Below are 12,499 nucleotides of genomic sequence, written 5' to 3'. Positions count from 1 at the left end.
CCATGAGCACGACCTTTCCCTCCGACGACCTGCGCATTCCGCCCATGCCGCGGACCAACCGGACCAAGGCCGGGCCTCCCCTGCCGATCATGTCGGCGCAGCTCGCCGTCTCGGCGGGGCTGGGGTTCTTCCTGGCCTGGGTGCTGGCGCGCTTCGTGATCGGCTGATGGACGGGCGCATCGCCGCGTGCTGCCCTGGCGGCATGAGGCCTGCGCTGATCCTGCTGACCGCGACGCTGCTGACGGGCTGCGGGCTGCATGCCCGATCGCCCGGCCAGCGGGTGACGGCGCCCGACCCGACCGTCTATCCGGCCCCCGCCGAGGGCATGGGGCGCTACCTCCCCTGGGCGTCAGGCTGGAACGACCGGCCGCCGATGGTCGTCGGCGGCCCCTTGCGGATCAGTCCGCCAGATCGATCCACACCGGAGCGTGATCCGACGGGCTTTCCTCCGACCGGGCGGTGAGATCCACGCCGCAGCCGACGAGCCGCTCGGCGAGCTCCGCCGAGAGCAGCGCGTGGTCGATGCGCAGGCCGCGATTCTGTTCGAAGGCCGCGCCGTAGTCCCAATAGGTGAAGGGCGCGTCCTTGGGGTGCAGCGCCAGGAGCGCGTCGGTCAGGCCGAGATGGGTCAGCGCCTGCCAGCGCGCGCGCGATTGCGGATGCACCAGCGCGTCCATCGGCGGCAGGGCGCCGGGCGCGAGATCGCGGTTCGTCGGGCAGACATTGTAGTCGCCGAGGATCACCAGCGGCTCGAAGGCATCGAGATGGGCGGCGGCCCAGTGGCGCAGCCGGTCCATCCAGCGCCACTTATAGGCGATGCCCTCCTCGCCGCCGCTATTGCCGTTGGGCAGGTAGATCCCGGCCGCGACGATGCCGTCCTTGCGCACGGCGATGAAGCGGGCGTGGTTGTCCGCATCCTCGCCCGGCAGGGCTTCGGCGATGACCTCGAAATCTCCGCGCCCGACCACGGCCACGCCATTGCGCCCGCCATGCTGGCCCACGGATTTACAGCGATAACCCTCGGCCTCAAGTGCAGGGAATTCCTCGTCCTTGCACTTGGTCTCCTGCAGGAAGACGAGGTCGGGCTCGTGCCGCGCCAGGAAGCGGCCGAGATGGGGCATCCGGCGGCGGATGGAATTCACGTTGAAGGTGGCGAGGCGCATGGCGTCTTGTGGCGTCAGACCGCGCCTGGGGCAAGCGCCGTGGTTTAGACCGCGAAGCTCACGCCGCAGCCGCAGCCGCTGGTCGCCTGGGGATTGCGCACCACGAAATGCGAGCCGATCAGCGCCTCGTGCCAATCCAGCTCCGACCCGGCCAGGAAGTCGAGCGAGACGCCGTCCACATAGACATGCGTGCCCTCGACCGTGACCACGAGGTCGTCCTCGCCGGTCTTTTCCTCCAAGTCGAAGCCATATTGCAGCCCCGAGCAACCGCCGGCGGAGACGCTCACGCGCAACCCGGCGCCGGTGCGGCCCTGGCGTTCAGCGATGGCGGCGATCTCCTCCGCGGCGCGGGGAGTGACGTTGAAGGCACGGATCTGGGTACCGTCGGGCATGAGCGGGCTCTCCTTGATGGGTAATGTAGGCCCGACGTATCGGGATTTCCACCTGCGCCCGCGCCTGATAACCCTGCGGGCATGGCAGAGAACCTCGCGCCCTGGGCGGTCACCACCACGCGCGGCCGCCTCTACCCCGAGCCGGAGGACCCGACGCGCAGCCCCTGGCAGCGCGACCGCGACCGGGTCATCCACTCCCGCGCCTTTCGCCGCCTCCAATACAAGACCCAGGTCTTCGTCTTCCACGAGGGCGATCATTTCCGCACCCGGCTGACCCACAGCATCGAGGTCGCGCAGATCGCCCGCAGCCTGGCGCGCCGCCTCCGACTCGAGGAGGACCTCGCCGAGGCCCTGGCGCTCGCGCATGACGTCGGCCACCCGCCCTTCGGCCATGCGGGCGAGGAAGCGCTGAACACGGCCATGCGCCCCAGGGGCCTCTTCGACCACAACGCCCAGAGCCTCAAGCACGTGACCCTGCTGGAGCGGCGCTATGCCGGCTTCGACGGGCTGAACCTCACCTGGGAGACGCTGGAGGGGCTGGCCAAGCACAATGGGCCCGTGCGCCGGCCGGCCTCCTACCTCCTGCAATACAACGCGAAGCATGACCTGGAGCTCGGCACCCATGCCAGCGCCGAGGCGCAGGTCGCGGCCCTCGCCGACGACATCGCCTATAACAACCACGACCTGGAGGACGGCATTCGCGCCGGGCTGTTCCGGATCGAGGAGGTGGCGGAGCTCGCTTTGCCTGGTGGCGCGCTGGCGCAAGCCCGCGCCGCCCATCCGGACATGCCGGCCGACCGGGCCGCCCCGGAGATGGTGCGCCGCGTGATCTCGGCCATGGTCAACGACGTGACGGCGGAGGCGGAACGCCGCATCGCGGCCCTGGCGCCGGCCAGCGCGCAGGACATCCGCATGGCGTCAGCCCCCGTCGTGGCCTTCAGCGAGGAGATGGCGCGCGCCAATGCCGATGTGCGGGTCTTCCTGCGCGAGCGGATGTACCGCCACTTCCGGGTGAACCGGGCGACCCAGAAGTCCAAGCGGGCGCTGCAGATCCTGTTCCAGCTGCTTCATGGCGGCCCGCAGATGCTGCCCGACGCCTGGCGCGCGCGAGCGGGCGAGGCGGGGACGGCCCAGGCCGCCGAGACGGTCTGCGACTACATCGCCGGCATGACCGACCGTTTCGCGCTGGAGGAATACCGCCGGCTCACCGACCCGCATGTGGGGGGCTGAGCGCGGCAGGGCTCCAGACAAAGTTCCGCCCGCGAACCTTGCGGCCGCGGGCGGAACAAGGCGTGACTTGTCTTAGCGGTTGGGCTGAACCACCGGATCGACACCCGGAGCGAGCGTCCCGGGGGCGCGCGGCGCGACATTGCGCTGTCCACGACGGCCGGCGACGGCGCCCTGCGGGGCCTGCTGGCCGGGCTGGACGTAGGTGATGATCGGGCGGCCATTGGCGTCCGTGCCCGTGACGACCGGCGTGCCGGCCGGAGCGAGATCGCCCTGACCCGGACCAATGTGCGCGACGACCGGACGGCCATTGTCGGTGCCGATGATGACCGGGGTGCCGGCGGAGGTCGGCGGGCTCACGCGTGGCCCGAGGGTCACGAGCTGGTCGCTGCCGTTGATGTTCATGCGAATCGCCGTGCCCGGGGGCGTGTTGCGCACAGCGGAGGGAGGAGCATAGCCCACGACGCGGCCCGTGTTATCGAGCAGCGGGAACATCTCCGAAAAGCCCTGTTGCTGGCCCGTGGTTTCGCAGGCGGCGAGAGCGAGCATCGCGCCCATTGCGAGAAGCGGCTTCATTTTCGACATCGTTTCTGTTCCCAAACCCTGCACTATCGGGGACGCGGCGGCCGCAGGTATCCACCGCCCGTCCTCTGTAACCCTACCATCTCAGGCTATCATCAAGTTTTCGCGACGATATGGTCACAGCGGCCCACGATAGTGCCGAGTGTCCCATCCTTCACGACGCCTAAGCCATTGTTTGTGCTTGCAGTGCTGGCTGTGACTTTTTTGCCGCAGTGCGGCCGCTTCGAATGGCCGGCGGGTTACTCGCGCCGCAGCACCTTGTCCGTGATCCAGCTCGCCACGGGCTGGGGCTGGAAGGCGGCGCGGAGCGCGGCCTCGTCATATTCCGTCGTCAGCCAGGTCTCGAAGCCGAGCCCGCGCGCCTCGGCCTCCGCATAGGCCGCGAAGAAGGCGTCCAGGATCCCGGTCCGCGCCGCCGCCACATGGCCGTGGCGCAAAGTGAGCTCGCGCGCGGCCGTCGCCGCATCGCGGCCCTGGATCAGGTGCCACACGCCGGCGGCGAGGCCCGTGCGGTCCGCGCCCGACTTGCAGTGGATGAGGATGGGCTCGGGCAGGGTCCGGTAGAGCTGGATCAGCCGCAGCAGGCGGTCCTTATGCGGTGCGCCGCGGCTCTCGAAGGGCTGGTCGGCATGGGTGAGGCCGAGCCGCGCCGCCTCCTCGCGGCCCAGCGCGTCAGAGCCGCACTCCCGCCGATGGCCGCGCAGGTTAATGACGCTGCGGATGCCGTGCCGCTTCACCGCCTCGGCCAGCTGCCAGGGCAGGGGGTGGTTGGAGCGGTACAGCCGGCCGCTCTCGACCACGCCCCAGTTGCGCCAGCCGATGCGCAGGAAGGCGTGGTCCACGAAGAGCGAGTTGATCCAGGTCGTCATGCGGCCGGATGTGGCCGCATCCGGATCAGAAGACAACCACGCTGCGGATGCTCTCACCCGAATGCATGAGGTCGAAGCCCTCGTTGATCTTCTCCAGCGGCATCACATGGGTGATGAGCGGGTCGATCTGGATCTTCCCCTCCATGTACCAGTCCACGATCTTCGGCACTTCCGTGCGGCCGCGCACGCCGCCGAAGGCCGTCCCGCGCCAGTTGCGCCCGGTGACCAGCTGGAAGGGCCGCGTCGAGATCTCCTGGCCCGAGGCGGCCACGCCGATGACGATGGAGGTGCCCCAGCCGCGATGCGTGCATTCCAGCGCCTGGCGCATCACATTCGTGTTGCCGATGCACTCGAAGCTGAAATCGGCCCCGCCGTCCGTGAGGTCCTGGATGGCCTGGACCACCTTGTCGCGCCCGACCTCGTCGGGATTCACGAAATGGGTCATGCCGAAGCGGCGCGCCATCTCCTGGCGGGCGGGGTTGATATCCACGCCGATGATCTTGTCGGCGCCGACCATCCGCGCGCCCTGGATGACGTTCAGGCCGATGCCGCCCAGCCCGAAGACCGCGACATTGGCGCCCGGCCAGACCTTGGCCGTGTTGGTGACGGCGCCGATGCCCGTCGTCACGCCGCAGCCGATGTAGCAGATCTTCTCGAAGGGCGCGTCCTCGCGGACCTTGGCGAGCGCGATCTCGGGCAGGACCGTGAAGTTCGAGAAGGTGCTGCAGCCCATGTAGTGCATCACATCCGTGCCCTCGCAGCGGAAGCGGCTGGTGCCGTCGGGCATCACGCCCTTGCCCTGGGTCGCGCGGATCGAAGTGCAGAGGTTGCTGCGCTGGCTGAGGCAGGTTTTGCACTGCCGGCATTCGGGCGTGTAGAGCGGAATCACATGGTCGCCGGGCTTCAATGACGTCACGCCCTGGCCCACCTCGCGCACGATGCCCGCGCCCTCATGGCCGAGAATCGCGGGGAAGAGCCCCTCGGGATCCAGGCCGGAAAGCGTATAGGCGTCGGTGTGGCAGATACCGGTCGCCATGACCTCCATCAGGACCTCGCCGGCCTTGGGGCCGGAGATGTCGACCTCGCCGATGACGAGGGGCTTTCCGGCCTGGAAGGCGATGGCCGCGCGTGACTTCATGGTCTGTCCTTTCCCGCGAGGGGGCGCCGCCCCCTCGCATTCTCCCATCCGGGAACACATTCCCCCGCTCCATATCAGGGAAAGCGTTTCAGGGGGACGCCCGGCGGCGGTTCAGTCGAGGCGCGCGCCGGCGATGCGGACCATTTCCTGCCAGAGCGGGCGCTCGCGCCGCGCGCGCTGCCAGACCGCGTCCGGCTCCGAGCCGAGCGCGATGGCGCCGGTGCGGAGGAAGCGGGCCTTCACCTCGGGGTCGTTGGCGATCGCCTGCATCGCCTGCGACGCCTTCTGCACGATCGGCGCGGGCACGCCGGCCGGGAAGCCCATGGCGCACCAGGAATTCACAACGAAATCGGGCACGCCGGCCTCGGCCATCGTCGGCACGTTTGGCAGCGCCGGGTGGCGCTCCTCGCCGGTCACCGCGAAGGCGCGCATGCGGCCCTCCTGGATCACGGGGACATAGCTGGCGAGGTTGTCGATGGCGAAGGTGAGGTCGCCCGAGAGCATGGCCGGAATGATCTGGGCGGCGCCGCGGAAGGGCACATGCTGGCCGTCGATGTTCTGGCGATTGCAGAACAGCGCGCCGCAGAGCTGGGCCGTCGTGCCCACGCCAGGGCTGCCAAAGCTGACGCCCTGGGGGCGCGCTTTCGCCCAGGCGATGAACTCCGCCATGTTGGTCGCGGGCACGAATTGCGCGGGTGCCACGACCACATTGGGCAGCTGCCAGTGCATGGAGATGGGCTGGAAGTCCTTGTCCCAGTCGAAGGGCAGGCGGCTGTAGAGGTAGTTGGCGATCGACCAGACGCCCAGCGTCAGGGGGCTCATGGTGTAGCCATCGGGCGTGGACTTCGCGAGCGCCTCGGCGCCGATGTTGCCGCCGGCGCCAGGCCGGTTCTCGATCACGAAGGGCTGGCCGAGCCGGTTGCTCAGCTGCTCGGAGAGAAGGCGGCAAAGGACATCGGTGCTGCCGCCCGGAGGCCATGGCACGACCACGCGGACGGGCCGCTCGGGCCAGTTGGAGGTCTGAGCCTGGGCGCTGGAAATGATGCCGGGCGCGAAAAGGCCGGCGGCCAGGACATGGCGGCGGGTGGACATGCGAATGTGATCCTCGGACGTGTTATGTATTGTCCGTAAGAATGTCGGACTCCGCGCCGGAGGCAAAGGGGTAATGCCCCGTTAAGCGGCCCTGCCACAAAATCGCCGCGGGGCGGGCCTGGACCCGCCGCAACTCCGCGCCAGAAGGGAGCCATCGATAGGAGGCTTCGATGTTCGCGAGGATGATGCGCAAGGTCAAACGCTGGCTCGGCTATCGGCCGGAACGCCGCTACATGCGCGGCAGCCTGCGCTGACGGCCGGTTGACTGCGGCCCGGCTACCAGGCCGCCTCGGGCGGCAGCGACATCAGGATCGCCTCGACATTGCCGCCGGTCTTCAGCCCGAAGACCGTCCCCCGGTCGTGCAGCAGATTGAACTCCACATAGCGTCCCCGCCGCAGCAGCTGGTGCTGCCGTTCCTCGGGCGTCCATTCCTCGTGCATGCGCCGGGCGACGATGGCGGGATAGGCCTCCAGGAAGGCGAGGCCGACATCCCTGGTGAAGGCGAAATCCGCCTCGGCTCCGTGGCCGGGCGTGCGGTCGCCGAGCCAGTCGTAGAAGATGCCGCCCAGGCCGCGGGTTTCCTTGCGATGGGGCAGGTAGAAGTACTCGTCGCACCATTGCTTGAAGCGCGGGTAATAGGTCGGGTCATGCGCGTCGCAGGCGCGCTGGAAGGCCGCGTGGAAGGCCGCCGCGTCCTCCAGGCTTTCCGGCGCGGTCATGTTCATCGGCGTGAGATCGCCGCCCCCGCCGAACCAGGCCTTGTTCGTCAGGATGAAGCGCGTGTTCATATGCGCGGCCGGCACGCGCGGCGAGCGCGGATGCGCCACCAGCGAAACGCCCGTCGCGACGAAACGCGGGGTCTTCCTCGGCGCCGGGGATCTGCGCGCGGAACTCCTTCGAGAACTCGCCATGCACGGTCGAGATGTTCACGCCGACCTTCTCGAAGACCCGTCCGCGCATCACGCCCATGGTGCCCCCCGCCGCCCTCGGGGCGCTGCCAGGGGGTGAAGGTGAAGCGTCCGGCCGGCAGTCCGGCATGCGGACCCGAGGTCAGCGCATTCTCGTTCGATTCGAAGGCGGCGCAGAGGCGATCGCGCAGCTGGGCGAACCAGGCCTCGGCGGGGCCGGCGAGAGGGTGGGCCAAAGGGGCGAGCGAGGGTTCGGTCATGATCGCGAGCCTATCGCATCGCGGGCCGCAGGAGGCGAGGGGGGCGGGCCGCGCCGCGAATCGCGCCCCCCCGCCCGGTCCGTGGCCAGCCGAACACGGCCAGGCCAGCCCAGGAGCCAATTGCGCCTTCTTAAGGCGTTGCGCGGTTGCCACTTTCCCAAACGGTGCGTAATAGGCAGGAAGGCCTCCGGGACAAGGGCGATCTGTGCCTAAATCTCGGGGTATCAAGGGTTTCATCCGGTGTTCGCGGATGGGCAGAGAGGTGACGTGAATGGCTGAAGCGCTGGCAACGCCTGGTACGCATGGGGACCATCCGGGACACCCCGCGGGCGCCACCAAGCGAGACTTTCTCAAGCTCACGGCGGCGGCCTTCGCCGCGGTGGGTACCGGTGCCATTGTGTGGCCCTTCATCTCCCAGCTTGCTCCGGCCCGCGACGTGCTCGCGCTGGCCAGCACGGATGTGGATATCGGCCCTGTCACCGTCGGTCAGGCCATTACGGTCATGTGGCGCGGCAAGCCGGTCTTCCTGCGCCATCGCACACCGGAGGAGATCGCTGCCGCCCGCGCCGTTCCGATGAACGAACTGCGCGATCCCGCGACTGACGAATCCCGCGTCCAGCGTGGGCCCTGGCTCATCGTGGTCGGTGTCTGCACGCATCTGGGCTGCATCCCGCTCGGCCAGAAGCCGACCGATCCGAAGGGTGATTTCGGTGGCTGGTTCTGCCCCTGCCACGGCAGCCACTACGACACCTCGGCGCGCATCCGCAAAGGGCCCGCGCCGCTGAACCTTCCGGTGCCGGCCTATGCCTTCACCTCCGATAGCGCCGTTCGCATCGGCTGATCCAGATCGGGAGGCCGGCATGACGCCGCGCCTCCCTTGCCGCAACTTCTAGAGGACGAGCAACATGGCCGGCGGCCTGCACGACTCTCAGCTCAAGAACCCGATCATTCGCTGGGTCGACCAGCGCCTGCCGGTGTTCACCATGGTTCAGAAGGAATACGGCGTCTTCCCGACGCCGCGGAACTTCAACTACTTCTGGAACTTCGGCGCCCTCGCCATGATCAATCTCGTGATCATGATCGTGACGGGCATCGTTCTGGCCATGCACTACACCCCGCATGTCACCATGGCCTTCGACAGCGTCGAACGCATCATGCGCGACGTGAACTTCGGCTGGATGATCCGCTATATCCACGCGAACGGCGCCTCGATGTTCTTCATCGTGGTCTACATCCACATCTGGCGCGGCATGTACTACGGCTCCTTCAAGGCGCCGCGCGAGCTGCTGTGGATGCTGGGCGTCGTGATCTTCCTGCTGATGATGGCCACGGCCTTCATGGGCTACGTGCTGCCCTGGGGCCAGATGTCCTTCTGGGGCGCGACCGTCATCACCAATCTGTTCAGCGCCATTCCCTTGGTCGGCGACACCATCGTGACCTACCTCTGGGGCGGCTTCTCGGTGGACAACCCCACGCTGAACCGCTTCTTCTCGCTGCACTACCTGCTGCCCTTCGTGATCACGGGCGTGGTGTTCCTGCACATCGCCGCCCTGCACATCACGGGCTCGAACAACCCCCTGGGCATCGAGCCCAAGGGCCCGCAGGACACGCTGCCCTTCCATCCCTACTACACGATCAAGGACAGCGTCGGGATCGTCGTCTACCTGATGGTCTTCGCGGTGCTGGTCTTCTTCATGCCGAACTACCTGGGCCATGCGGACAACTACATCCCCGCGAACCCGATGGTGACGCCGCCGCACATCGTGCCTGAATGGTACTTCCTGCCCTATTACGCGATCCTTCGCGCGGTGCCGGACAAGCTGGGCGGCGTGGCGCTGATGGGTGGCTCGATCATGCTGCTCTTCGTCCTGCCCTGGCTGGACAGCTCCAAGGTGCGCTCGCTGCGCTTCCGCCCGATCAGCCGCGTGCTGTTCCTGCTCTGGACGGTCAATTTCTTCGTCCTGATGTGGTGCGGCGGCAAGCCGGCCGAGCAGCCCTACGTGCTGATCAGCCAGATCTCGACCCTGTTCTACTTCGCCTACTTCCTGGTCGCCCTGCCGCTGCTGGGCCGCTTCGAACGTCCGCTGCCGCTGCCTGAGAGCATCGCGGTCGCGGTCCTCGGGAAGAAGGCCATCGGCGCCGGTCCCCTCCCGGGCGGTGCCCCTGCCAAGCCGATGGAAAAGGCCTGAACCATGCGCAAGATCCAGGCTCTTCTCCTCGCCGTCGGCCTTCTGGCCGCGGCGCCCGCCCTCGCGGCGGAGACCCACGGCCCCGCGATCCCGGATGCGGGCTTCAGCTTCAACCGCATCTTCGGCACCTTCGACCGGGCGTCCGCTCAGCGCGGCTTCCAGGTCTACAAGGAGGTCTGCTCCAGCTGCCACGCCATGCGGCAGCTGTACTACCGCAACCTCACGGATCTCGGCCTGAGCGCGGACCAGGTGCGCAACATCGCCGCCGGGTTCCAGATCACCGACGGTCCGAACGACGAAGGCGCGATGTTCGAGCGGGCCGGCCGCGCTTCGGATCACTTCCGGCGGCCCTTCGCCAATGACAACGCCGCCCGCGCCGCCAATGGCGGGGCGCTGCCGCCGGACTTCTCGGTGATCGTGAAGGCTCGTGAGGGTGGCGCGGACTACATCCACGCGCTGCTGACCGGCTACCGCGACGCGCCGGCCGGCGTCACGGTGATGGAGGGGATGCACTACAACGAGTACTTCCCCGGCCATCAGATCGCCATGGCCCCGCCGCTCAGCGACGGTCAGGTCGAATTCACCGGCGGCGCGCCGAACACGGTCGAAGCCATGGCGCGCGACGTGTCGACCTTCCTGGCCTGGGCCGCCGAGCCCGAGCTCGAGGTGCGGCGCGCGATGGGTGTGAAGATCCTGATCTTCCTCAGCATCCTGGGCGTCCTGGCCTATCTGACGAAGCGCAAGATCTGGGCCGACGCCCACTGATCCGCGCCGAACTGTCACGGCCAGGGTGGTTTTCCCCGGCCGTGACCTGATCTAGACCTCACGACTTCCCTTGGGGGCGCCATCCAGCGCCCCCTTTCGCATTTTTGGAGAATCCCAGCGTGACCGACACCGTGGAACCTGTGATCGGCCTCATCGGCGGATCGGGCCTCTATGACATCGACGGCCTGGAAGACCGCGAGTGGCGCCGGGTCGCGACCCCCTGGGGTGAGCCCTCCGACGCGCTGCTCTTCGGCCGCCTCGCCGGCATCAAATGCGTCTTCCTGCCGCGCCACGGCCGCGGCCATCCCACACCGCCCTCCGCGCTGAACTTCCGCGCGAACATCGATGCGCTGAAGCGCTCGGGCGTGACGGACATCATCTCGCTCTCGGCCGTCGGCTCCCTGCAGGAGAACCTGCCGCCGGGTCACTTCGTCATCGTCGACCAGTTCATCGACCGCACCTTCGCGCGCGAGAAGTCCTTCTTCGGGCCGGGCTGCGTGGCGCATGTGAGCGTGGCGCATCCGACCTGCCCGCGCCTGTCGGACGCCGTCGAGGATGCCGGCAAGGAACTCGGCCTGCCGATGACGCGCGGCGGCACCTATCTCGTGATGGAAGGCCCGCAGTTCAGCACCAAGGCGGAAAGCTTGCTCTACCGCCAGTGGGGCTGCCACGTGATCGGCATGACCAACATGCCCGAGGCCAAGCTCGCCCGTGAGGCCGAGATTTGCTACGCGAGCGTCGCCATGGTCACCGATTTCGACTGCTGGCATCCGGACCACGACCACGTCACCGTCGATCAGGTGGTGAAGGTCCTCTTCTCCAATGCGGACAAGGCGAAGGCGCTGGTGAAGTCGCTGATCCCGCGCATCGGCGCGCCGCGCGGGTTCTGCCCGACCGGCTGCGACCGCGCGCTGGACCATGCGATCATCACGGCGCCGGAGAAGCGCGATCCGGAGATGCTGCGCAAGCTGGACGCCGTCGCGGGGCGGATCTTCGCCTAGGCTCCAGACTCAATCAGGTCCATCCGATGAGGATGGCCGCGATGGCGACAGCTGAGGCGAAGTTGTTGGCGAGCTTGTCGTATCTGGTGTGGATGCGTCGCCAATCCTTGAGGCGCCCGATGGTGCGTTCGATGCGGTTTCGTAGCTTGTAGAACTTCTCGTCGAAGGGGTGTGGATGCTTGCGGGTAGGATTGTTGGGAATGACCGGCAAGGTCCCGCGTGCGATGAGAAAGCTGCGTAGGCCATTGCTGTCATAGGCCGTGTCTGCAGCGCAAAGAGCCGAGGGCGGAAGGTTGGCCAGCAGACCATGGGCGGCTCGGATATCGCCCATCTGACCTGGGCTCACGACAAAGGCGAGAACGCGCCCTCGCCCGTCGACGACGAGGTGGATCTTGGTCCCCCTGCCGCCGCGAGACCGTCCTATGGCCTGAGCGTCGGCCCCCCTTTTCCACCAGCGGCACTGCGCTGCGTCTTGGCGGTCGTGCTGTCGATCAACTGCACGCCGCCCGGCGTGGCCTCGGCCAAGGCTGCGAACACGCCCTGCCAGACGCCACGCTGCGACCATCGGTGATAGCGGTTGTAAATGGTCGTCGGCGGGCCGTAGCGCCGCGGGCAGTCCTGCCAGCGGCCACCATGCTTCAGAACATGAACGATCCCGCTGATCACGCGCCGATCGTCCACCCGATGTGCGCCAGGCTGGTTGCGCGGCAGGTGCGGCTCGAGCGCCGCCCACTGAACATCACTCAGCCAAAACCCCTGCTCCATGATCCACGACCTCCCAAAGATCGTGAATCACATCCTCGCGCGTCGATGCCACAACTGATTGGGTTTGGAGCCTAGAGCCTTCTTCGTTCGCAAGGGCTCACTTCGAAGTCTCTAGCTCTTTGTTTTTTCGAGCATCTTTACCCTGAC

At 67.6% G+C, this 12,499-nt stretch carries 14 protein-coding genes and 2 pseudogenes; 7 read left to right on the top strand and 9 right to left on the bottom strand.

What is annotated here, in order from left to right; genetic code table 11:
• The first annotated feature begins 2 nt into the window (after window positions 1-2).
• Together ACO057_RS08120 and ACO057_RS08115 are read left to right on the top strand one after the other, a co-directional pair.
• The gene (locus ACO057_RS08120) at window positions 3-167 is read left to right on the top strand and encodes a hypothetical protein (RefSeq protein ID WP_421990426.1); all 165 of its coding nucleotides are present in this window, start codon (window positions 3-5) and stop codon (window positions 165-167) included.
• Window positions 168-202: 35 nt separating this feature from the next.
• The gene (locus ACO057_RS08115; protein ID WP_421990424.1) at window positions 203-463 is read left to right on the top strand and encodes a hypothetical protein; all 261 of its coding nucleotides are present in this window, start codon (window positions 203-205) and stop codon (window positions 461-463) included.
• On the opposite strand, the gene xth is transcribed toward ACO057_RS08115, so the two are convergent.
• Window positions 399-1,163 (bottom strand): exodeoxyribonuclease III, encoded by a 765-nt coding sequence (gene xth, locus ACO057_RS08110; protein WP_421990422.1) that lies wholly within the window; start codon window positions 1,161-1,163, stop codon window positions 399-401. The genes ACO057_RS08115 and xth overlap by 65 nt on opposite strands.
• Before the next feature lie 44 nt (window positions 1,164-1,207).
• Window positions 1,208-1,555, bottom strand: a complete 348-nt coding sequence (locus tag ACO057_RS08105) for a HesB/IscA family protein (RefSeq protein ID WP_421990420.1) — start codon at window positions 1,553-1,555, stop codon at window positions 1,208-1,210.
• 81 nt (window positions 1,556-1,636) lie between these two features.
• Here ACO057_RS08105 and ACO057_RS08100 point away from each other — a divergent pair, with 81 nt between their 5' ends.
• Window positions 1,637-2,785: a deoxyguanosinetriphosphate triphosphohydrolase gene (locus tag ACO057_RS08100; protein WP_421990418.1), complete on the top strand. Its 1,149-nt coding sequence runs from the start codon at window positions 1,637-1,639 to the stop codon at window positions 2,783-2,785.
• A gap of 72 nt (window positions 2,786-2,857) precedes the next feature.
• Here ACO057_RS08100 and ACO057_RS08095 read toward each other — a convergent pair whose 3' ends face one another.
• The 5 genes and pseudogenes from ACO057_RS08095 to hemF form a co-directional block, all read right to left on the bottom strand.
• Window positions 2,858-3,358: a hypothetical protein gene (locus ACO057_RS08095; RefSeq protein ID WP_421990416.1), complete on the bottom strand. Its 501-nt coding sequence runs from the start codon at window positions 3,356-3,358 to the stop codon at window positions 2,858-2,860.
• A 245-nt stretch (window positions 3,359-3,603) separates the two neighbouring features.
• The gene (locus ACO057_RS08090) at window positions 3,604-4,233 is read right to left on the bottom strand and encodes a tyrosine-protein phosphatase (RefSeq protein WP_421990414.1); all 630 of its coding nucleotides are present in this window, start codon (window positions 4,231-4,233) and stop codon (window positions 3,604-3,606) included.
• A 25-nt stretch (window positions 4,234-4,258) separates the two neighbouring features.
• On the bottom strand, window positions 4,259-5,371 hold the full coding sequence (locus tag ACO057_RS08085; protein ID WP_421990412.1) for an S-(hydroxymethyl)glutathione dehydrogenase/class III alcohol dehydrogenase: 1,113 nt from the start codon (window positions 5,369-5,371) through the stop codon (window positions 4,259-4,261).
• 111 nt (window positions 5,372-5,482) lie between these two features.
• Window positions 5,483-6,463: a Bug family tripartite tricarboxylate transporter substrate binding protein gene (locus ACO057_RS08080; RefSeq protein ID WP_421990410.1), complete on the bottom strand. Its 981-nt coding sequence runs from the start codon at window positions 6,461-6,463 to the stop codon at window positions 5,483-5,485.
• 276 nt (window positions 6,464-6,739) lie between these two features.
• A pseudogene (gene hemF, locus ACO057_RS08075) lies at window positions 6,740-7,632 on the bottom strand (oxygen-dependent coproporphyrinogen oxidase).
• 271 nt (window positions 7,633-7,903) lie between these two features.
• Here hemF and petA point away from each other — a divergent pair.
• The 4 genes from petA (at window position 7,904) to ACO057_RS08055 (ending at window position 11,587) form a co-directional block, all read left to right on the top strand.
• Window positions 7,904-8,473: a ubiquinol-cytochrome c reductase iron-sulfur subunit gene (gene petA, locus ACO057_RS08070; RefSeq protein ID WP_421990408.1), complete on the top strand. Its 570-nt coding sequence runs from the start codon at window positions 7,904-7,906 to the stop codon at window positions 8,471-8,473.
• 64 nt (window positions 8,474-8,537) lie between these two features.
• Window positions 8,538-9,821, top strand: coding sequence for a cytochrome b (locus tag ACO057_RS08065; RefSeq protein ID WP_421990406.1), 1,284 nt, complete (start codon window positions 8,538-8,540; stop codon window positions 9,819-9,821).
• A gap of 3 nt (window positions 9,822-9,824) precedes the next feature.
• A complete protein-coding gene (locus ACO057_RS08060; RefSeq protein WP_421990404.1) occupies window positions 9,825-10,586 on the top strand; it encodes a cytochrome c1 in 762 nt (253 codons plus the stop codon).
• Window positions 10,587-10,705: 119 nt separating this feature from the next.
• Window positions 10,706-11,587, top strand: a complete 882-nt coding sequence (locus ACO057_RS08055; protein WP_421990402.1) for an S-methyl-5'-thioadenosine phosphorylase — start codon at window positions 10,706-10,708, stop codon at window positions 11,585-11,587.
• A 13-nt stretch (window positions 11,588-11,600) separates the two neighbouring features.
• Here the strand turns inward: ACO057_RS08055 and ACO057_RS08050 are convergent, their stop codons facing one another.
• Both ACO057_RS08050 and ACO057_RS08045 read right to left on the bottom strand, forming a co-directional pair.
• A complete protein-coding gene (locus ACO057_RS08050) occupies window positions 11,601-12,152 on the bottom strand; it encodes an IS5 family transposase (RefSeq protein ID WP_421990400.1) in 552 nt (183 codons plus the stop codon).
• Between the two features lie 29 nt (window positions 12,153-12,181).
• Window positions 12,182-12,352, bottom strand: a pseudogene (locus ACO057_RS08045) (transposase); the annotation flags it as partial.
• Window positions 12,353-12,499: the final 147 nt, after the last annotated feature.

The sequence above is a fragment of the Roseococcus sp. genome (genome assembly GCF_965227005.1).
In the GTDB taxonomy this organism is placed as follows: domain Bacteria; phylum Pseudomonadota; class Alphaproteobacteria; order Acetobacterales; family Acetobacteraceae; genus Roseococcus.
This window is presented reverse-complemented; position numbering and strand designations above follow the sequence as displayed.